The organism is Prosthecobacter sp. (assembly GCF_044373815.1).
GTDB lineage: Bacteria > Verrucomicrobiota > Verrucomicrobiia > Verrucomicrobiales > Verrucomicrobiaceae > Prosthecobacter.
This window is the reverse complement of the sequence record NZ_JBIPNG010000065.1, coordinates 1-20,104: the sequence shown is the minus strand read 5'-3', so window position 1 is coordinate 20,104 and position 20,104 is coordinate 1. Positions and strand designations below refer to the sequence as shown.

The 20,104-nt window shown below is 59.6% G+C and carries 23 protein-coding genes; 11 read left to right on the top strand and 12 right to left on the bottom strand.

Annotated elements, in window-relative coordinates:
- From ACIREA_RS08155 to pncA, 7 genes are all read left to right on the top strand, one after another.
- The coding region (locus tag ACIREA_RS08155; RefSeq protein WP_397381766.1) for an NrtR DNA-binding winged helix domain-containing protein at nucleotides 1-389 on the top strand (389 nt) is incomplete at its 5' end.
- On the top strand, nucleotides 386-745 hold the full coding sequence (locus ACIREA_RS08150) for a hypothetical protein (RefSeq protein WP_397381765.1): 360 nt from the start codon (nucleotides 386-388) through the stop codon (nucleotides 743-745). The genes ACIREA_RS08155 and ACIREA_RS08150, both read left to right, overlap by 4 nt.
- On the top strand, nucleotides 742-1,248 hold the full coding sequence (locus ACIREA_RS08145; RefSeq protein ID WP_397381764.1) for an O-acetyl-ADP-ribose deacetylase: 507 nt from the start codon (nucleotides 742-744) through the stop codon (nucleotides 1,246-1,248). The genes ACIREA_RS08150 and ACIREA_RS08145 overlap by 4 nt, the downstream gene beginning before the upstream one ends.
- 13 nt (nucleotides 1,249-1,261) lie before the next feature.
- Nucleotides 1,262-1,663, top strand: coding sequence for a hypothetical protein (locus ACIREA_RS08140; RefSeq protein ID WP_397381763.1), 402 nt, complete (start codon nucleotides 1,262-1,264; stop codon nucleotides 1,661-1,663).
- Complete coding sequence (locus ACIREA_RS08135; RefSeq protein WP_397381762.1) at nucleotides 1,660-3,099, top strand: nicotinate phosphoribosyltransferase; 1,440 nt, start codon at nucleotides 1,660-1,662, stop codon at nucleotides 3,097-3,099. Before ACIREA_RS08140 ends, ACIREA_RS08135 begins: the two co-directional genes overlap by 4 nt.
- The gene (locus tag ACIREA_RS08130; protein WP_397381761.1) at nucleotides 3,096-3,650 is read left to right on the top strand and encodes an endonuclease V; all 555 of its coding nucleotides are present in this window, start codon (nucleotides 3,096-3,098) and stop codon (nucleotides 3,648-3,650) included. Before ACIREA_RS08135 ends, ACIREA_RS08130 begins: the two co-directional genes overlap by 4 nt.
- Nucleotides 3,647-4,246, top strand: a complete 600-nt coding sequence (pncA, locus tag ACIREA_RS08125; RefSeq protein WP_397381760.1) for a bifunctional nicotinamidase/pyrazinamidase — start codon at nucleotides 3,647-3,649, stop codon at nucleotides 4,244-4,246. The genes ACIREA_RS08130 and pncA overlap by 4 nt, the downstream gene beginning before the upstream one ends.
- Before the next feature lie 3 nt (nucleotides 4,247-4,249).
- Here pncA and ACIREA_RS08120 read toward each other — a convergent pair whose 3' ends face one another.
- From ACIREA_RS08120 to ACIREA_RS08100, 5 genes are read right to left on the bottom strand one after another with little or no spacing between them, the layout of a single operon-like run.
- Entirely contained in the window at nucleotides 4,250-4,639 is a 390-nt protein-coding gene (locus ACIREA_RS08120; protein ID WP_397381759.1) for a nuclear transport factor 2 family protein, read from the bottom strand.
- 12 nt (nucleotides 4,640-4,651) lie between these two features.
- The gene (locus tag ACIREA_RS08115; RefSeq protein ID WP_397381758.1) at nucleotides 4,652-5,413 is read right to left on the bottom strand and encodes a glucose 1-dehydrogenase; all 762 of its coding nucleotides are present in this window, start codon (nucleotides 5,411-5,413) and stop codon (nucleotides 4,652-4,654) included.
- A 42-nt stretch (nucleotides 5,414-5,455) separates the two neighbouring features.
- Complete coding sequence (locus tag ACIREA_RS08110; protein ID WP_397381757.1) at nucleotides 5,456-5,899, bottom strand: DUF5069 domain-containing protein; 444 nt, start codon at nucleotides 5,897-5,899, stop codon at nucleotides 5,456-5,458.
- Between the two features lie 45 nt (nucleotides 5,900-5,944).
- The gene (trxA, locus tag ACIREA_RS08105) at nucleotides 5,945-6,259 is read right to left on the bottom strand and encodes a thioredoxin (RefSeq protein ID WP_397381756.1); all 315 of its coding nucleotides are present in this window, start codon (nucleotides 6,257-6,259) and stop codon (nucleotides 5,945-5,947) included.
- A gap of 55 nt (nucleotides 6,260-6,314) precedes the next feature.
- Nucleotides 6,315-6,902, bottom strand: a complete 588-nt coding sequence (locus ACIREA_RS08100; RefSeq protein ID WP_397381755.1) for a TetR/AcrR family transcriptional regulator — start codon at nucleotides 6,900-6,902, stop codon at nucleotides 6,315-6,317.
- 119 nt (nucleotides 6,903-7,021) lie between these two features.
- On the opposite strand from ACIREA_RS08100, the gene ACIREA_RS08095 reads away from it, so the two are divergent.
- Nucleotides 7,022-7,486, top strand: coding sequence for a L,D-transpeptidase family protein (locus ACIREA_RS08095; RefSeq protein ID WP_397381754.1), 465 nt, complete (start codon nucleotides 7,022-7,024; stop codon nucleotides 7,484-7,486).
- A gap of 23 nt (nucleotides 7,487-7,509) precedes the next feature.
- Here the strand turns inward: ACIREA_RS08095 and ACIREA_RS08090 are convergent, their stop codons facing one another.
- The 3 genes from ACIREA_RS08090 to ACIREA_RS08080 form a co-directional block, all read right to left on the bottom strand.
- Entirely contained in the window at nucleotides 7,510-8,400 is an 891-nt protein-coding gene (locus ACIREA_RS08090) for an alpha/beta hydrolase (protein WP_397381753.1), read from the bottom strand.
- Between the two features lie 72 nt (nucleotides 8,401-8,472).
- The gene (locus ACIREA_RS08085; RefSeq protein ID WP_397381752.1) at nucleotides 8,473-9,840 is read right to left on the bottom strand and encodes a sulfatase-like hydrolase/transferase; all 1,368 of its coding nucleotides are present in this window, start codon (nucleotides 9,838-9,840) and stop codon (nucleotides 8,473-8,475) included.
- A 31-nt stretch (nucleotides 9,841-9,871) separates the two neighbouring features.
- Nucleotides 9,872-10,636: a lysophospholipid acyltransferase family protein gene (locus ACIREA_RS08080; protein ID WP_397381751.1), complete on the bottom strand. Its 765-nt coding sequence runs from the start codon at nucleotides 10,634-10,636 to the stop codon at nucleotides 9,872-9,874.
- Nucleotides 10,637-10,695: 59 nt separating this feature from the next.
- Between ACIREA_RS08080 and ACIREA_RS08075 the strand changes: the two genes are divergently transcribed.
- Nucleotides 10,696-11,136 (top strand): 3-hydroxyacyl-ACP dehydratase FabZ family protein, encoded by a 441-nt coding sequence (locus ACIREA_RS08075; protein ID WP_397381750.1) that lies wholly within the window; start codon nucleotides 10,696-10,698, stop codon nucleotides 11,134-11,136.
- Here the strand turns inward: ACIREA_RS08075 and ACIREA_RS08070 are convergent, their stop codons facing one another.
- From ACIREA_RS08070 to ACIREA_RS08055, 4 genes are read right to left on the bottom strand one after another with little or no spacing between them, the layout of a single operon-like run.
- The gene (locus ACIREA_RS08070) at nucleotides 11,137-13,362 is read right to left on the bottom strand and encodes a sensor histidine kinase (RefSeq protein WP_397381749.1); all 2,226 of its coding nucleotides are present in this window, start codon (nucleotides 13,360-13,362) and stop codon (nucleotides 11,137-11,139) included.
- A gap of 6 nt (nucleotides 13,363-13,368) precedes the next feature.
- Nucleotides 13,369-14,055, bottom strand: a complete 687-nt coding sequence (locus tag ACIREA_RS08065) for a response regulator transcription factor (protein ID WP_397381748.1) — start codon at nucleotides 14,053-14,055, stop codon at nucleotides 13,369-13,371.
- A 16-nt stretch (nucleotides 14,056-14,071) separates the two neighbouring features.
- Nucleotides 14,072-15,232 (bottom strand): VWA domain-containing protein, encoded by a 1,161-nt coding sequence (locus ACIREA_RS08060; RefSeq protein WP_397381747.1) that lies wholly within the window; start codon nucleotides 15,230-15,232, stop codon nucleotides 14,072-14,074.
- Between the two features lie 34 nt (nucleotides 15,233-15,266).
- Nucleotides 15,267-17,411, bottom strand: coding sequence for a VIT domain-containing protein (locus tag ACIREA_RS08055; protein ID WP_397381746.1), 2,145 nt, complete (start codon nucleotides 17,409-17,411; stop codon nucleotides 15,267-15,269).
- A 158-nt stretch (nucleotides 17,412-17,569) separates the two neighbouring features.
- Between ACIREA_RS08055 and secG the strand changes: the two genes are divergently transcribed.
- On the top strand, nucleotides 17,570-18,127 hold the full coding sequence (gene secG, locus ACIREA_RS08050; protein ID WP_397381745.1) for a preprotein translocase subunit SecG: 558 nt from the start codon (nucleotides 17,570-17,572) through the stop codon (nucleotides 18,125-18,127).
- Nucleotides 18,128-18,279: 152 nt separating this feature from the next.
- Nucleotides 18,280-20,104: PVC-type heme-binding CxxCH protein (locus ACIREA_RS08045; RefSeq protein WP_397381744.1), on the top strand; the 1,825-nt coding region annotated here is incomplete at its 3' end.

The following is a 20,104-nucleotide window of genomic DNA, read 5'->3' as shown; positions in this document are numbered from 1 at the left end:
AACCCGCCGACCACACCACCGCCGCCTCCACAGATGCCGCCGAGGCCCGCTGGTTCCCCGTTAGCGACATCCCCCCGCTCGCCTTCGACCACGCCGAGATCTTCGCCGCCGCCCTCACCCGCCTCCGCGGAAAGCTCACCTACCAGCCCATCGGCTTCGAGCTCCTCCCTCCCAAGTTCACCCTCACCCAGCTCCAGCGCCTCTACGAAAGCGTCCTCGGAACCGAGATCGACAAACGCAACTTTCGCAAAAAAGTCCTCAGCTACGACCTCCTCATCCCCCTCAAAGAACAACACCGCCAAGGCCCCCACCGCCCCGCCCAACTCTTCCGCTTCGATCCCGTGAAGTACGAGCGCCTCAAGAAAAAGGGATTCCTTTTCGAGATATGAAAACAACCACTCTCTACCGCCCTGTTGGACCCAAGGAGCTTGCCTTGATCGGAGATTCTGGATGGAAAGAATTTCCGCCACGTTTGCCAGATCAGCCCATTTTTTACCCAGTGATGAACGAAGACTATGCCATCCAGATCGCACGCGACTGGAATGTTCCTGCATCAGGCTCCGGCTATGTTACCCGTTTTGAGGTCCAGATGGACTTCCTTGCTCGTTATCAGGGGCAAGTGGTCGGTGGCGCTATGCACCGTGAACTATGGGTGCCGGCGGAAGAACTGGCGGAGTTCAACCGGCACATTGTCGGACGGATCGAAGTTATTCAATGTTTTGGAGTCGGCACAACGCAATCATGAACACCACTATCGAAGCTCTCCAAGCAGACATCACCACCTTCGACGTCGATGCCATCGTCAATGCAGCCAACTCTTCCCTCCTCGGCGGTGGCGGCGTGGACGGTGCCATTCATCGCGCCGCAGGAAAAGAGCTGCTGGCCGAATGCCGCATGCTCAATGGCTGCCGCACCGGCGAGGCCAAAATCACCCGAGGCTACAACCTCAAAGCCCGTCACATCATCCACACCGTCGGCCCCGTCTGGAATGGCGGCAAGAATGGAGAGCGCGAGAAATTGCGCTCCTGCTATGCGAACTCACTGCGCATCGCCGCAGAGCACCAACTGGCCAGTATCGCCTTCCCCTGCATCTCCACCGGCGTTTACTGCTTTCTACCTGACCAAGCGGCGCAGATCGCCGTGGAGACGGTGCGCGAATTTATCAGCCAACCATCTTCTCTGAAACAGATCATCTTCTGCTGCTTCGCGGCGGCAGATCGGCAGCGATATGAAGCGCTGATCCAATGACGAAGCGCCCTCCATGAATCCCACTCCATCCACGAGCCGGACAAGCGGTTTCCGCCTGTCATGGCTTGATGCGGTAATTCTCATCGCCGGAACGGTGTTGTCATGGTGGCTCCAGAGCCAGTCATTTCCGCTCTGGTGGATCGTTCCTGCGGCAATCGGGCACTTCTTCCTCTTCTGCAATGTCTTCCTGGTATGGCGACGCTTGGAACTTCTGTGGGCAATAGCGTTCGTGCTCAATGTCGCCGCCCATGTCTTTTTCGATGAATGGGATCCATGGCCCTCTCTGCTTTGGCAGAGTCCTGTGACCTTGGCCGTCATTGCTTGGCAGATGCGTTCGCCATGGTATCACGGCATCTTTGCTCGCCAGATCAATGCCCGTCTTGCAGACTATATCAGCGACAAGCTTCATCCATGACCACCAGCCCCCTTCTCACCGATCTCTATCAACTCACCATGGCCGCCGGTTACTGGAAGTGCGGCAAGGCGGAGCAGGAAGCAGTGTTCCATTTGTTTTTCCGCAAGCTGCCCTTCTCCGGGGGCTATGCCGTCGCCGCAGGTTTGGGAGATGTGGTGAAGTGGCTGCAAGGCTTCCGCTTCAGCACCGCAGAGCTGGACTATCTCACCACGCTGCCGGGGCGGGATGGAAAGCCGCTTTTTGAGCGCGGCTTTCTCAACTACCTCAGCACCCTCGAATGGAGCTGCGATGTGGATGCCATGCCCGAAGGCACCGTCGTCTTCCCCCATGAACCCCTCCTGCGCATCAAAGGTCCCCTCATTCAGGCGCAGCTCGTGGAGACGGCCTTGCTGAACATGATTAATTTCCAAACGCTCATCGCCACCAAGTCCGCACGTGTATGCCTGGCAGCACAAGGCGAGCCCGTGCTGGAGTTCGGCCTGCGCCGTGCGCAGGGACCGGACGGCGCAGTCATGGCCAGCCGCGCCGCCTTCATCGGCGGTTGTGCCTCCACCTCGAATGTTCTCGCAGGCATGACCCACGGCATCCCCGTGCGTGGCACGCATGCCCACTCATGGGTCATGTCCTTCGACACCGAACTCGAAGCCTTCGAAACCTACGCCGAAGCGTTGCCCAACAACTGTGTCTTCCTCGTGGACACCTACGATACTCTCGAAGGCGTGTGCCATGCGGTGGAAGTCGGCAAACGTCTGCGTGATCGCGGACACGAACTCGCAGGCATCCGCCTCGACTCCGGCGATCTCGCCTGGCTCAGCATCGAGGCCCGCCGCATTCTCGACGAAGGCGGCTTTCCAAACGCCTTCATCGTCGCCAGCAACGATCTCGACGAGCACCTCATCGAAAGCCTGAAACATCAGGGCGCAAAGATCGGTGTGTGGGGTGTCGGCACCCAGTTGGTCACCGGCGGCTCACAGCCCGCGCTCGGCGGCGTGTACAAGCTCGGTGCCATCCGCAATGCAGCGGGCGAATGGGAGCCCAAGATCAAGCTCAGCGAGCAGGCCATCAAAGTGAGCAATCCTGGCATCCAGCAGGTGCGCCGCTTCACCCTCAACGGCGAATTTCGCGGAGATGCCATTTACGATGAGGAGCATGGCTGCCCCGCACCCGTGGAGATCATGCACCCCAGCGATCCCACTCGCAGCAAGCCCATTCTCGAGGGCGCGACCCACGAAGACCTGCTGCAACCGGTGTTTCGTGCTGGAAAACTCGTCGCCCAACTCCCCACGCTGCCACAGATCCAAAGCCGCTGCCGCGAACAGCTCACGCATCTTCATGCCACGGTGAAACGTCTCCAGCATCCGCACGAGTACACGGCAGGCGTGGAAAGAACGCTGCATGAGCGGAAACTGCAGCTCATTCAGAAAGCAAAATCGTGAGCGCGTCCCTGAATGCCCCGCCGCCCCTGATCGCCGCCGTGGATGTGTGCTACCACGATCACGGCGCAACGGCCGCCGCCGTTCTGTTTGAAAACTGGGCGGATGATCAAGCCAAGGAGCAGCACCTCTGCCACATTCCTCAAGTGGCCGACTATCAGCCCGGGCAGTTTTACCGGCGCGAACTGCCCTGTGTGATGGCCGTTTTGAAACTGCTGCCTCAAGCGCCTTCAGTAATCGTCATCGACGGGCATGTGTGGCTGCGGCCAGGCGAGCCCGGTCTGGGATGGCATCTGCACGAGGCCACAGGAATCTCCGTGATCGGCGTGGCCAAGACTTCCTTCGATCAATCTCCGCACGCCGCGCATGTATTCCGTGGCGAGAGCATGAAGCCCCTCTTTGTCACCGCTGCCGGCATGGAGCAGAAGGACGCCGCACATCACATCGAGTCCATGCATGGTGCCTTTCGTCTCCCCACCCTGCTGAAAAGCGTGGATTCGCTCTGCCGCAGCGGTGCTCCAGTTGCAGTGGCCCCAAACGATCCTTCTCCATGAAAGCACTCCTCCTCATCGACATCCAAAACGACTTCATGCCGGGCGGTGCGCTCGCCGTCCCAGGTGCGGATGAAATCATCCCCATCGTGAATAACCTCATGCCGCAGTTTGATCTCATCGTCGCCACCCAGGACTGGCATCCCGCAGACCACGGCAGCTTCGCCGCCAATCATCCTGGCAAAAGTGTCTATGACCAGATCGAGCTCGACGGCCGGCCCCAGACACTGTGGCCCATTCACTGCGTGCAAAATACGGATGGCGCGTCATTCGCTCCAGGTCTCGACACCCGGCGCATCAATCGCGTTTTCACCAAAGGCATGAACCCACGCATCGACAGTTACAGTGGCTTTTATGACAACGGCCATCGTGCCTCCACCGGCATGGGCGAATGGCTGAAGGCCCAAAACGTCAGCGAACTCACCATCGCCGGCGTGGCCACGGACTACTGCGTGAAGTTTACAGTACTTGATGCCTTGAAAGAAGGCTTCCGGGTGAACTTGATCGCTCAGGCCTGCCGGGGTGTGAATCTGCAGCCCGTAGATGTGGAGCACGCATTGGATGAGATGCAGGCAGCGGGCGCGGTGATCCTGAACTGATCGCTAATTCACCATTGCCTCCCACATCGGCTGCGTGTCGGCAAACATGCGGAAGCGGGCGATCCGGCCGCCTTTCAAATCATAGACGTGGGCAACGGCGGCGCTCATGGCTTTACCGGTGGCGGGAGCTGTGCCACTATAGTGACCGAGGACAACGACACGATCACTAGTGGCGAACATCTCTTCTTCCGTGAAAGCGAATCCCGTCCAGCGTTTGGCATTAGCACGAAAGACATTCTCAATCACCGCAGCAGCACCATGCCACGTGGAACCGCCGGGAAAACCCGCGCTCTGCTGCCAGACGAGATCGTCGGTGCAGAGCGCGGTGAAGGCGGCATCATCTCCCGCGCGCATGGCGCGATACATTTCGCGGATGATTTCGAGTGGGGTCATGACGCGTTATCGTTACTGCGCAAGCAAGCCACCATCAACCTTCAATGATGTGCCGGTGATGAACGAGGCACCATCGCTCGCGAGGAAGAGCACGGCGTTCGCGATCTCCTCAGAGCGGCCCAGTCGGCCAACGGGATGCAGTGAGCGCATGTAGCTGAGCGCCTCCTCAGCTCCACCGCCAGTGAAGCGGTTCATCATGTCGGTTTCAATGGCCGCAGGAGCCACGGCGTTCACCCGGATGCCCTGCTTGGCGTATTCCAGCGCAGCAGCTTTGGTGAGCCCTTCCACCGCGTGCTTGCTGGCCACATAGACGCTGGCACCGGCCATGCCGACATGCCCGGCGGCGCTGCTCGTATTGATGATGACACCTGCGCCCTGCTTCAGCATGACGGGAATCTCATGCTTCATGGAGGTGATCACGCCCCAGACATTGATGTCAAAGACACGTCGGTAGTCCACCTCGGTGGCATCCACGATGGCACCGGTGAGTTCGACGCCCGCATTATTGAAGGCAATGTCGAGTCGGCCATACGTCTCCACCGTTTTCGCCACGAGTGCCGCCACCTCAGCCTCCACGGCCACGTCCGCTTTCGCAAAGGTGGCTTCACCACCCGAGGCTTTGATTTCAGCCACGACGGCCTGACCTTCGGCTTCACGCCGGCCGCTGACGATGACTTTCGCCCCGGCTTTGGCAAAGGCGAGAGCACTGACTTTGCCGATGCCGCTGGTGGCTCCGGTGATGAGTACGACTTTGTTTTGGAATGAGGTTTGCATGGGAGTGTGGTCTTGAGGGATTGAGTTGAGGGTGAAATTGAATCAGGCTTTGCCGCCGAAGGAGACGTGGTCGTCGAAATCGAGGAAATCGAACCACGTGCCGATGTCTTCACGTGCAGAGCCTCCCGCCTTCGCAATCTGCGCGCTGATGTATTCGCGGCTTTCGTTGTCAGTAGGCACGGCAGCTTCACGGTATTCGCTCCAGTGGGCGATCTCGTAGTCGCTGCGTTTGTGCAGCGCACTCTTTTCGATCCAGGCGAACATGTCGGCGTCGCCCAGTCCCTTGGCCGCTTCGGCTTTCAGTGCCTCATGATCAATGCCAGTGAAGCTGAGGAAGCGCTGATCCAGCGGGCAGTTGTAATGATACTCGCCGTTTTTACCGGCGATTTCAGCGCGGCATTTGTCGAGCATGCGTGGCAGGAGGACGTAACCGCCGAGGCGGACCCGTGGGCTGCGTGGGGGGCGTTGAGTGAGGTCGATGGACATGGGCTTGGGGTTGTTTGGGGCGTTGGTTTTGGGGTGGAAGAAAAATCAGGCAGCGAGTGCTGCTTCGAGGAAGCCCTTGCTCTTCACGCCGGTGATGGTGTTCACGGGCTGGCCGTTTTTGAAGACGATGAGCGTGGGAATGGCGCGGATTCCAAAGCGCGCCTGCAGATCAGGGAAGGCGTCCACATCCACCTTGGCGATGGTGGCACGTCCAGCTTGCTCTGTGGCCAGTTGGTCGAGGATGGGCGACATCATTTTGCACGGGCCGCACCACTCAGCCCAAAAGTCCACGAGGACGGGCTGGTCAGTGTTGGCAAGGGTGGTGTCGAAGGTTTCAGTGGTGAGGGCGATGGGTTTCATAGGGCGGGTTTTGTATAGAATAGACCGGTCGGTTTATAGCGGGTTAAAAAGAAAATTACGGGGTGAGCAGTGTGCGAATGAAGTTCAGCGCTTCGCGTGGAGGAGTCGCGTCACGGCAGATGGCAGAGCGCTGCATGGCTCCATTCCACAGGTCATGAATGATCACGGCCACTTCGACAGGGCGCACGGTTTTGGCGATCTTCTTCTTATCTATGCCTTCCTGCAGCACCTGCTCCAGAATGGTGATCGCCTCGCGATTTCCAGCCGCCAGCACCTCGCGCATCGCTTCACTCATATCAGCCACCTCGGCGGCCAGTTTGAGCACCAGGCAGGGGCACTTTCCCTTCGTTTCCAGCACACGGCAGATCGTGCCCTCGCAAAAACTGAGCAGTCGCTTCAGCGGGTCCGGTTCAGGCGTGTCGGAAAGCAGCATCTGCTTCTTATAGGCCGTGGCATCGGCCACGTAATGCTTCAGCATTTCCACACCAAACTGTTCCTTGGATTTGAAGTGATGATAGAACGAACCCTTGGGCACCTTCACGGCCTCAAGGATTTCCGTCAGCCCGACCGAGTGAAAGCTCTTCTCAAGCATCAGCCCTTCGGCTGCGTCGAGAATGCGTTCTTTAGTCGTTCGGTCGCTCATGATGGATACATAATTAGACCGATCAGTCTAATCCGTCAAATGCATTTTTTGACTCATGCAATTTCATCCGCAGATGCTATGAAACGCAGTTCCCGCACGCAGTCGATCATTCAATCTCCATGAGCCTCACCCACCCACACCTCGAAGTCAGCATAGGCATGCAGCGGCTGCGTTTGTTTGATGACTGGCGCCTCGTGCGCGAGTGGCCGTGCAGCACGTCGAAATTCGGCATCGGCTTCACCGAAGGCAGCAACAAGACGCCGTTGGGCCGCTTTGTGGTGAAGGAAAAGCACGGCGACGGCGCGGAGAGCGGCACCATTTTCAAATCCCGGCAACCCGTGGGGCACTGGCAGCCTGGGATGGAGACAAAATCCGACCTCGTGCTCACGCGCATCCTCTGGCTGCATGGTGTGGAACCACGCAACCAAAACACCTACCAGCGCTACATCTACATCCACGGCACCAACGATGAAAACAGCATCGGCCGCCCCGCCAGCCACGGCTGCGTGCGCCTGCGCAATCGCGAAATGATCGAGCTGTTTGACCTCGTGCCGGCGGGGACACCGGTATGGATCGAGGAATGAGCCCCGGTCTCCCTTTCAGCATCTCATTTGAGCAGCCCCAGTGACTTCAAAAAGACATCCGTCTTGCTCATGGTGTCATCATAGAGGGCTTTGTTGCGCATGAGATAGCCGTGCACGCCGCCTTCGTTGATGTCGAGTTCACAGCGGTTGCCCGCCTTCAGCATGGCCTCTTGGAAAGCTTTGGCACCTGCAAAGGGCGTGACAGTGTCGCCGGTGCCATGGAAGATGATCGTTGAAGGGACACCCGGGCGGACGTGGTGCACGGGGGACATCTCCTGCCAGCGTTCACCGATTTTCTCGTTGCCGTAGCCCTCCTTGGAGGTGTCGATGACGGGAAAGAGCAGCACGAGGGCGTTGGGGATCGGTGAAATTTTGAGGTCGTCGCTGTCTTCATTCACATTGTCAAAGAGGGCCGTGGCTGCGGCCAGATGACCACCGGCGGAGCCACCGCTGACGATGATTTTTTGCGGATCAATGCCCAGTTCCATCGCATGCGCACGGATGTAGCGCACAGCAGACCTGGCATCCTTCACGCAGTCAAAGACGCTGACACCGGTTTCCTTGCTGTGCAGTCGGTACTGCATGCTGATGCCCACAAGGCCGAGCTTCGCGTAATGCGCAGCGAAGGGGTACATGCGCGGTGGGGTGCCCCCGGTCCAGCCGCCACCGTGGATGATGAGATAGCAGCCTCGGCTGTCGCCCGCCTTGAAGCCTTCCGGCTCAAAGACGTGCAGTTGCAGCTCTTTGTCAGCGATCTTCTTGTACCGCATGACTCGCGTGGGTTTCAGCACGGCGGCCATCTGGTCCACCGCATCAGGCGCTTTCGGCTTGGCGGCGGGTTTTTCCGTCGGAGCAGAGCTTTGGGCTTGCAGGGATGAGATGGCAAAAAGGAACAAGACGCAGAGGTATTTCATGGCAGGTTGCTTGAACGGTCTCAATGGCGAAGCCATTTCATTCAAGCTCAGCGCGTCTGCTGCTTTCATTCTTCACAGGTCCGGGTCGGCGTTCTGCTGCCTCCAGGTTTGCAGTTTCGCGGCGAGTTCCTCTTTCTTTGACCGATGCCCCGGCTCTCCGCTCAGATCATGCATCTCATCCGGATCACTCTTCAAATCAAAGAGCTGCTCCCGTCCCACCTTCAGGTAAATCACAAACTTCCAGCGCTCATCGCAGATCATGCGCTGGGTATCCGTAAAAACACCGGTGACAAAATCATGCACGCGCTCGGTTTGATGCCGCAGCAGCGGTGCCTGACTCTTCGACTGCACAGTGCTAGGAACCCCGATGCCCACGAGATCACAAAGCGTGGGAAATAGATCATTAAGATTCACCAGCGCTGCGCTGCGCTCGTTCTTCGGCAGTCCAGGACCGCAGATGATCAGCGGGCTGCGGATGCTGTGCTCATACTCGTTCTGTTTCCCCAGCAGCCCGTGGCTGCCCAGCGCAAGGCCCTGGTCGCTGGTGAAAATAATGATCGTTTCATCAGGCGCTGGCAGCACATCCAGAATGCGGCCGAGCTGTGCGTCGAGATCCGTGATCATGGCATGGTAGATGGCCAGTTCCTCGCGCACCTCGCTTTCAATGCGCGGCGTCTTCAGCAGCAGTTCATCACGCCCGTCGATGTTGCCGTGATCAAACGGATGTTTCGGCGCAAAGTTGGCTGGCAGCGGCATTTTTGCCGCGTCATAGCGGTCCTTCATGCCCGCAGGCCACTGGCGTGGATCGTGAGGAAAGGCGAAGTTCACATGCAGGAAGAGCGGCTTGCCCGCCGGGGCTGTTTGAATCGCATGAATGGCCCCGTCAGCGATGTGTTTGCTGTTGTCGGGCTTCAGGCCGACGCCTTTGCCGAGTTCTGCCTGGTTGTTTTCATCCTTGAAGGTCCAGCCGCGATACCCCGTGAGAGGGCGGCCACGATCATCAATGTCCGGTTGCGTGACACCCTTGCCGCCCCCGCTGGAATATAAACCGCTGGTAGTGCTGTAGCCGCGCTGTTTGGGATGCCCGTCGTTATGCCATTTGCCTGTGTAGCAGGTGTGGTAGCCCGCTTTTTGCAACGTGCCGCCAAGCGTGGCGAGGTTGGGATCAATCGCTCCGCCAGGATATTTCGGCAGCGCTTTGAAGGCCGGGTTGCCGGTCAGGATCTGCGCACGGCTCACATGGCAGATGGGATAGCCCGCATACGCACGAGAGAAAGCGGTGCCACGGGCGACGAGGCGGTCCAGATTCGGTGTGTCGATCACGGCATTCCCCAGCGCATGAATCGTGTCCGGTCGCTGGTCATCAGCGACGATGAGCAGAATGTTTGGCGCAGCGTGGATGCTGGTGCCGACTATGAAGTAAAGAAGCAGCGTGCGCATTCAAGAATAACGCTGCAAATCATTCCTCCCATCAAGCTTTCGGACGGTTGCCCAGCGCTGCCAAAAACACCTCGTGCAGGCGCTTGGTAAATTCCCCCGCACTTTCATCCGGCGGGCTGGCCAGTGGTTCGCCCAGCGTGATGCGCATACGGATCTTTTTGTCAGGCAGATGCCACAGCGGCCAGCCTTTGGAAAGATAGTCGCTGTTGGTTTCGATGAACACTGGCCACACCGGAGCACTCGACTGCGTGGCGATGATGCCAAGGCCGCCCTGAAGCGTGTTGATGCACTGCTCCATTTTCCGCGTGCGTGTTCCTTCCGGGAAAAACAGCAGCCGGTCGCCCTGGCGCAGCGCTTCGATGGAATTCTGCAGCATTTTATGCGCGGGTTTGTTGGGGATAAAGCCCGCCAGCTTGGCTGCACCACGTAGAAACGGATTGTGCATCAATGACGCCTTCAAAATGCAGCGCAGGCCGTGAATCTTGGAGAGGATGAAAACGGCATCCCAAAGCGCCGGATGGTTGGGCGCGATGATCAGCCCGCCTTTGACATCCTTCAGCGCATCGAAACCGATGTATTCGCACTCAAACACACCGCACACGCGCAGAAATGTGAGGAAGAGGCGGAAGGCCACGCTTAGCAGCCACTGGCCCAGAGAGCGTGATTTTTCCACAGGCAGGACCGGCACCAGCGCAGCACCTGCCAGCACAAACAACAAGCCGCCTATGGCCCAGTAGATCATGCTCAGCAGCAGGACGACGACATGCCACACTTGAATGATCACACGACAGATCATCGGCGCAGGCGCGCATCTTGGTGTTTGCTCTGTGAGTGAATCGTGAATATGACCGCAGCATGCCATCTTCTGCCGACCTAATTCAAGCGCTTTCCTCCCTTCCGCACGGTTCTGAGTTTCGTTTTATCGACGAACTTGTTGAACTGAATCCCGGCGCCTCCGCTAAAGCGGTGTGGAAGCTCAAGGGGGATGAGGAGTTTCTTCGCGGCCATTTTCCCGGTGCCCCGCTCATGCCCGGCGTGCTGATGATCGAGGCGCTGGCCCAGCTCGGCGGCATCCTCATTCAAACGCGCCCTGGCGAAGCCCCCCTCAAAAACATGCGCCTCACCGCAGTGCGCCAGATCAAAATTCTCGGCAGCATCACGCCCGGTCAGTCGCTTCACCTCAGTGGCGCGTTGCAGGGCATGCTGGACAACCTCGGGCAGGTCAGCGGCGAAATCCGTGACGATGCCGGCAATGTCATCCTCATGGGGGCTGTCACTTTGGCAGGAGAGCGCTGATTACTTTGGCAGGCGCAGCATGAAACATGCGCCGTCCTTGTGAGTGGCATCCAGTGTGATCGCGCCTCCCAGTGCGGTGGCCAGCCGGCGGCACAGCGCAAGTCCCAGCCCGACCCCGGGTGCCGAGTGTGCCGCCTGATCGGCGCTTTTGTGAAAGGGGTGGAAAATCCGCCGTTGCTCGCTGCGGGAGATGCCACCGCCGTGGTCGCGCACGCGTAGCATGGCAAACTTGCCGCTCGTATCCGCCTCCACATGGATCACCGGCTGCGCCGCACGCGGAGCGGCGTATTTGCAGGCGTTGTCCACGAGGTTGAAAAGAATTTGCTCCACCGCTGCAGCGTCCACATGCAGCTCGGTTTTGCGGTCCGTTTCCGTGGCTTGCACCTGCACCGTCATGCCACAGTCATCGGCACGCTGTTGCAGCCGCGGCAGGATGCGATCCAGCAGCTCGCCGATCGTGATGTTCTCGGCTCGCGCCTTGGCGCTGCCTCGTTCCAGCCGGGCATACGCGAGCACGTTTTCGACGAGATGGCTCAATCGGCTCGCTTCTCCGGTCAAGGTGTCGAGGTAAGTCTTCCGCTGCGCTTCATTGGTCACCATGCCGTCCGCCAGCATCTCGGAGTAGAGGCGAAACGTCGTCAGCGGTGTACGCAGCTCATGCGTCACGGCGGAAACGAAGTCCGCGCGGCGCTCGCTCAGAGCCACCGTGCCGAAAAGCACCAGCCCCACAGCTGCGGCCGCGAGCAGGACACAAGCGAGAGCGATGCCCAGAGACCTGCGCAGCGGTGTCCAGAATGGCAGCGGTGGCAGCTGGATGGCACCTGGCACCAGCCTCACCGGCAGCGCGGCAAAGCGCAGCGGATCGTCATTTGGGCGGGTTCCTGCGGTGGCATTCGCTGCAGGCTCCAGCTTCGCATCCGGAAACAGATCGGTGATCTCCCGCAGCAGGGATTCGCGCAGCGCGGGCCAGTCCAGCCACACGCCCTGCACCATGCGCACACCATCCACCAAGGCTTCGCGCGTCAGCATGAGATTGCTGCCGAGCCACACACCCTGAAAGGGCCGCGAACTGTTCGCGGCTGGGGCGTTTTTGAGTGGCGGTTGCACAGCGGATGGAACGGCGGGAGCAGCAGAGGACTCATTGCCCGGAGCTCGGCCAGCACCATCCGCTTTCGGCTCCAAAGGCATCGGCGTTGGAGCCGCCGCAGGGGCCAGATCCAGGGGTTGCTGCCGAGCCGCCATTTGCTTGTCATTCATCGACTTCGCAGCCGGTTCTGAGGAGGCAACGAGGCTGGATCCATTGCTGCTGCTTGCCGGTTTCGCGGATTCTTTTTTCAAAGTCTTCGCTGCTGCTGGCTTGGGCTCAGCCATCTTGTCTTTGGAATACGCCAGAGCGTTGGATCCTTCCTTCAGCTTGATCTGCGGCTGTTGCTTGATCGCCTCCTCGGCCTGCAGGTTGACGGCACGATTGCGCGAGTAGTTCTCCGTGTTGTTCAGCATCAACTGTTGGGACGTCCCCTGGCCCTGCTGGGTATTCCAGGCCGGATTGCGTGGAAGACTGGCATCATTGGCTTCGGCCGTCTTGGAATCATCAATCTCAAAGCGGGCCACGCAGGCCATTTCGGCAAGCAGCTGACGATTGAGCGAGGTTGCCGTTGCAGGGGCCATGGATGTTGCACGTCCGTTGTTCCAGACCGAGGACTCGCGTTGTTGCGGCGGCGTGATCACTTGCACCGGCTTGGCGAGCAGTTCGCGCAATCCGCTCAAACGTTGCTCGCTGCGAGTCAGATCATCCGCATTGATGAACTGCGCCAGCGCCAGTGTGCGCTCGTTGTTTTGCGGTACCTGCGGGGATAAAACCTGGCCGCGCGTGTCCATCTGAAAATACAGCAGCACATGCTCCGGCACCTCGGCGAGCAGCGGGGAGGGGACCAGCACCTCGCCCTTCGCCACATTGTCGTACGCCTTGTTGATCAGACCTTCCGGCGAATGAAATGGCCGGAAATCATAGGGTGGGCGTGCATTCTCGCGGATCATGAGCGCGCTCGCTTGGAAATCGAGCCGCCACAGCGCCAGCCGCACGCGCTCCTGCTGGTCTGCCTCACGCGCCGCCGTTTCTCGCTCACGCTCCAGCGCCAGCGTATGCCAGCTCACCCACGCCATCGCCGCGAGCAGCAGCCCGAGGCAGGCAATGAAGATGATCCAGATGTGCAGCGGTTTGCGCATGGGGAATCAGGTGAGTTGGTAGCCCTTGCCGCGCACCGTGACGATCACACGCGGAGACTCTGCGTCATCTCGCAGTTTGTGGCGCAGATTTGCGATGTGCATGTCCACCGTGCGTGTTTCGGTCTGTTGGTTTTCGATGTGCCAGACGCGTTGCAGCAGTTCCTCGCGAGACACTGGCCTGCCGCGATTCAGCGCAAGGTAGCGCAGTACATCACGCTCGCGTTCGGAAAGCTCCGCGCTCTCGCCGTTCTCAAAACGGGCCACGCTCAGCCCGAAATCAATCGTCGCTGCGGTGAGCGTGAGCGTTTCGCTCACGGGCTGGCGTTCGGGCGCACGGCGCAGCACCGCCTCCACGCGGGCGAGCAGCTCGCGCACGCTGAACGGCTTCACCACGTAATCATCCGCACCCAGCCGCAGGCCGCGCACGCGGTCATTTTCTTCACCTCGGGCGGAGAGGATGATCACCGGTGTGCCGGGCCGTTCGCGGCGCAGGGCTTTCAGGATGTCAAAGCCGCTCGCATGGGGCAGCACCAGATCCAGCAGCATGAGGTCGAAGGTCGAACTTAGGGCCAGTTTCATGCCCTTCTCACCATCGCTTGCCTCCAGTGTCGTATGACCGGCGAATTTGAGCGCATCCAGGACGCCGCGACGGATCGCGGCGTCGTCTTCAACAACAAGGATGGTGGCAGGCATGGCGAAGTTTAAAGGTTCATTTCTCCCACGCGATGCCTTTTTTCTCCGCCTGGGACCGCAGGGCCTTGGTCATGGCGGTGTCGAGCGTATCGGTCTTGGCGGACTCTTTGCGCTGCGTTGCCACGTAGGCCTCACGGTCCTTGTTCAAGGCCAGCACCTGCTTCTGGATCTCCGCACGCTCGGCGATTTTCTTGTCGAGGTAGGCCTTGCGCTCTTCGGCGGTCATTTTCTTCATCTCCTCGGGCAGATCGGCCTCCTTGATCTTCGTGATGTCGAAGTCCTTCTGCTTGCTGGCATCGACGAGATCCCAGCCGGTGTTGCAGTAGTTTGCGCTGGCCTTGCTGACGATGCGCTGCACCTGGGCGCCGGATTCAGCCTTGGCGGCGGCGTTGTCATCCTGGGCGACCTGCCGCGCCTTGGCCATCGGTGCTTCCTTTCCATAATTGATGTAGGTGCTGTTCAACTGTTCGTTGAGTTTCACAATCTCCTTGTCCTGCGGCGCTTCGATATGAACGATGGCTTGGTTCTGGTCGATCACGAGGTATTTGCCGTCTGCGAGCAGCGCGCCCTGGTTCCAGTGCTCGGCGATGCCCTGGGCCTCGCCGCCGCAATGGATCGTGTTCACGATGATGCCCTTCGCGATGGCGTTCTGGCAGCTTTTTTTGGAACCTACGGGTCCCTGAGTGAAAGGTTCGTTGCCGGCGATGAAGATCGCCTTGTACACTTTCGGACTCGCATCCCAGGCAAGGTCTTTCGTCGCCCGCTGAATTACCGCACCACAGTATTCATCTCCGCCGTTCGTCGTCAGGGCGAAGAGTTCTTCGGACACTTTGTCCAGATCACGGGTGAGTGGTTGGATCTGACGAATCCAGTTCTCTTCCGCCCGTAGCGATGATTTGCCATATTCATACAACGCCACCTGCACGACGGGTGTTTTGCCGTCCTGCTTCGCGGTGATGAATTCATTCACCAGCTTCCAGAGCTGGGTCTTCGCCTGCTCGATGAGGCCGCTCATGCTGCTGCTGGTGTCCAGCAGCACGGCGATCTGCACCAGCGGGGTTTCAGCAACAGTTTCGACCTTGGCGATCTCCGCCACGGGGGCGGGCGGTTGAGCATCTTTGGCGATGGCGAGGCACGCGGACAAGGCCGTGGCGATGAGGATGGATTGCGTTTTCATGGATGTGTTTGTGGATGAGTTGACGGGAGAAATTTCAGCGGATGAGCACCAACTGGCCGCGATGCTGCAGCAGCAGTTCGCCACGCAGGGCCAGCAGGCTCTGGCGGTTGTCGGCTGCGAGTTCATCGACCAGGCGGCCGAACTCAGGGCTGCCGATCTCAATGGTGCGGTCGGGAGCTCGCTCGGCCTTGGCGGCGCTGGCATCGGTCCAGCGGTTGCCTTTGTTAAAGAGGGCTCCGGCCTGGCACTGCTGCACGCTGGTTATCTCGATGGCCTGCATCTTGTCGTCGAGAAAGCGATTACGGACGTTGAGCTGCTTGGAACTGGCGGCTTTGGTCAAATTGCCTTCCTGAGAGACGGCGGCAGGACCACTGCGCATCTTCATCGCCCTGTCGCTGTAGTTGTCGTAGGCCTTGCTGGCATTGGCAGGCGCGGCGGCGAGCGAGGTGCCTTCTTCGGCCAGGAAGGCGGTGTATTCCGTGAGAATGCCGAACTGCGTTGAAAGGCGCACAATTTCATTCACCAGCTCAGTCGTTCCACCCGTTGCACCATCGGCACCGAGGTCACGGATCGCTTCGCTGAGCACCGCGATCTTGTTGCTGGCCCAAAGCCGTGCCACAAAGGCATTCGCGGTGCTGGCCTTGTCGAGGTTGAAGGTGAAATCGAATTTTCGTTCTCCCCCGGCCGCAGCGCCGGTGAGCTGGAAATGCAGCGGTGCTTCGCCACGGTAGGTGCCGGACAGAAGAATCTGCTCCCCCTCAAACACATCGGGCAGGGGAGAGGGAATAAGGTCGCTCACACGGCTCGGGTCATCCACCCGCACGGCCGGTTTCGTGAGCAGCGGACCGCGCAGGCGGTCAAAGACACGGCCCACTTTGACCTCCACATCTTCCTTCGGCAGCACAAACTCCGCGCTGCCCCGGGTATCGCGTGCGATGCGGGAAAGCAGCGGCGTGTTCACATCCACACCGACGCCGAAGGTGAACACGCGGCGCTGGTGCGGATTCCCCTTGGCCACCGCCTCACGGATCGCCTTTTCCGAGGTCTGGCCGATGGTAGGCAGGCCGTCGGTGAGGAAAAGGACGATGGGCAGCATGCCTTCGAGCGGCTTCTGGCGCAGCGCCTCGACGATTGAGTCATGGATGTTCGTGCCGCCGCTTACCCTCAACGCGCTGATGTAGTCGCGGGCCTGCTTCGTGGTCTCGGCGTTTTTGATCACCGGCTGTGCGGCAAACATCTCAACTGACTCATTATAAACGATGAGGTTGAAGCCCTCGCCGTCGTTCAGGCCTTCGATCACCTGCAAGGCGGCAGCTTTGACCTGATCGAGCTTGGGGCCAGCCATGCTGCCGCTGCGGTCGATGACGAGGGTGACCTCCCGCAGGATCGGTTTCGCATCTGCTTTGGGCTTCGGCGGGGCGATCATCACCAGAAAATAGCCGCCGCCGATCTTCGGATCGGGATAGGCCAGCAGCGAGGCGGTCATTTCATCCTTGGTTTCACGCAGCAGAGACACCCGGAATGCACCTGGGTCCTTGGTTTCACAGGAGAGGGTGGCAGTGTTGCCATTCGGCTGTTTGGCCGAGATCTCGTGGCTTGCAGAGTAGAGTGAGGCGATGCGTGACGTGGATTTGATGCGCATGGAGAGCTTCCAGGGCACTGCATATTCCACCGCTTCCGAGCGCGGCAGGACGTAATCGAGCCGCGAGCCATCCGCTTCGAGCAGCTGCTCATAGGTTACCCGCACTTTCTGCGTGCCATTGGCCGGGACCGGGAACACGCTCGATTTCACGACCGCATTGCCGACGAACTCCAGCAGCGCCGGATCGCGCGTCTGTGCCACGATGGTGTCGTAGATGCGTCGTGCCTCCTCACGCGGTAGTAATTTGGCCGTTCCCTCGGAATTGCCGCCCTCAAAGGCAAAGGCCTTCAGCACCGCCCCGCTGGGCACCGGGACGAGCAGTTCGGACTCCTGCGGGCGGCCCGTCGGATTGCGCAGCGCGATATCGAGGGTGGTCGTGGCGATTTGATCCGCGATGTCGATGTGGGCGTCCACCTGGGTCACCTGCACCGGCTGCGAGTGAATGATCCGCGAACTGGGGGAAATCCAGGCTCGTGCGCGGAAATCCTGCGCAATCAGGGGCGTGGCGAGGAAAAGGGCATAAAGAATCGTCTTCATGCCACCATGGTGGTTTAGGCGGCGGGCGGCGTCTGTAAACGCACTGTAAAGGGCCGGAAAACGCCCTGACTGGCCCTGGATAGGGGAGTGAATCGGGCTGCTCAACTGGAACTCCCCCTTGCCAAGCTGGGAAGTCCCCCCATATTCGCTCCCCTTTTATGGACATCTTCATTGGAATTCTTACCGTAGTGGAAGTCATCGTCTGCCTTCTGCTCATTCTCGTCGTGCTTATGCAGCGCCCCCGTCAGGAAGGCCTCGGTGCCTCCTTCGGCGACGCCGCCGCCAGCCAGGTCTGGGGCGCACAGACGACGAACGTGCTGCAGAAGTTTACGGTCTATCTGGCCATCATTCTTTTTGCCCTGACTATCCTTCTGGCCGTGCTTGTGAGCCGCCACCAGACCGGCAGCAAGGCTCCGACTCTCTACGGAGATGCCAAGCCTGAGGCCGCAGCCCCAGCCGCCCCTACGGCTGAAGAGCAGGCCAAGGCCAAGATTCTGGAGAAAATCCAGGAAGCCGTGAAAAAGGATGCTGACAAGCCGGGCGAACCTGCCAAGGCAGCTGAGGCTCCGAAGGCTGAAGCGAAGAAAGACGCTCCTGCTCCCGCCAAGGCTCCTGAGGCACCCAAGGCCGCTGCACCAGCTCCAACCACGGCTCCTGCACCTGCGGCAACACCAGCCCCGACACCTGCGCCTGCTCCCGCAGCACAGCCGAAGTAAGCGACGGTTTGCTTTGAATTTCACACCAAGGGCACGACGCGAGTCGTGCCCTTTGTTTTTTCAGGCGCGGATTGCATGTGCATTTCCGATAGTGTGCCGTGCGAAAACGGGCTTCACATCATGCGTTGGTTCTGCCTACCATCGAACCAACCATGAAACGTTTCCTTTTCTGTCTCGCGCTTGCAGTGTCTTGCGTTGTTCCGCACTCATCCTTTGCGGTGGAGCCGCTGCGCGTTTTCATCCGGTCGGGTCCGAAGTCCCACGGTCCGGGGGCGCATGATCATCCCTCCTTCCTGCGGGACTGGGTGCCGCTGCTGAATGAGCGGGGGGCGAAGGCGACGGGCGGGGATGCTTTCCCGACCAAGGAGCAGCTGGCTGCAACGGATGTCCTTATTCTGCATCTCGACAGCGGGGGTGACATCAAGATCGGTCAGGAGCGGAAGGACTTGCTGGAGTATTTGCAGCGGGGAGGCGGCATTGTGACGATCCACGCGGCCTCGGTGTCCAAGGATCATGACTGGTTCAAGGGCATCATCGGGGGTTCCTGGCACCATGGGCAGACGAAATGGCGGGAGGGGCCGATGCATTTGTACTTCACGGACCATGAGACACCGATCACGAAAGATGTATCGAATTTCGCAATGGATGACGAAATTTACTACGACATGGATGTATTGCCCGAGTGCCGGATTCTGGCCGGAGCCTACACGCCGAAGCCGGCGGGAGTGCGCAATGAAAAAGCGGCCAAGAGAGCCGCAGAAATCACCAAGGGGGGCAAGGAGGTCAGCATCTATGACATTCAGCCGCAGGTCTGGACTTATGAGAAGGACAACTACCGGTCGTTTGTCAGCATTCCGGGGCACTATTACGCGAACTTCAGCCGGCCGAATTTCCGGGCGCTGCTGCTGAGGGGGATCGCCTGGGCGGGGAAGCGGGAGAATGTGGATGAGCTGTGCAAGCCGGAGGAGCTGGGGGACAATCTGCGGTATGTGGAAGGTGGACCCACGCGGCCGGAAAAGGCGGCGGATAAGCTGGAGGTGCATCCGGAGTTCGACATTTCGCTGGTGGCCAGCGAGCCGCTGATTAACAAGGTCATGAATGTGGACTGGGACGAGAAAGGGCGGCTGTGGGTGTGTGAGACGCCGGAGTATCCGAACGGGCGGCGTGAGCTGAATGTGGAGAAGTGGAAGGACAGCGGCTCATGGACGACCAAGTATGACCGTGATCCGATCGACCGGATTTCGATTTTGTCTGACACGAACGGCGACGGGGTGATGGACAAGAAGCATGTGTTTGCGGACAAGCTGGAACTCGTCACGAGCTTCTGCTTCTACAAGAAGGGCGTCATCGCCTGTGCTGCGCCGGACATCTGGTATCTTGAAGACACCGATGGTGATGAGACCGCCGACAAGCGCACGAAGCTTTACACGGGTCTTGGGACTGGAGACACGCATGCGGTGATCAACAACCTGCGCTGGGGTTTGGATGGGTGGGTGTATGCCACGCATGGCTACAGCTCCGGGCATGTGACCTCGCCTGATGGCAAACAGGATTTTGGTACGGATGGCAGTGGTGTCGTGAGGTTCAAGCCGGATGGCAGCGCGTTTGAGCAGTATGCTTCGCGCGGTGGGAATACCTGGGGACTGGACATCACCACGGACGGGCAGGTGTTTTTCACGCAGCCGACGAGTGGGAATCATTTCCTGCATGTGGTGCTGCCTGAGTATGTGCTGGCGAAGGGCAAGCTGCCCGGGGTTATGGGAACGAATGGCATGCTGCCGAAGGAGCCGACGTATCCGCTGATGTCATGGCCGGAGCAGGCGTATGTGCAGATTGACCAGGTGGGCAGTTATACAGCTGCCGCTGGTTGCGCCATTTATGAAGGCGGTGCCTGGCCCGATAAGTGGAACTACAGCTACTTCACCACCGAGCCGACGCTGAACATTGTCAGTCACTTCTTTGTTGAGAAGGATGGGG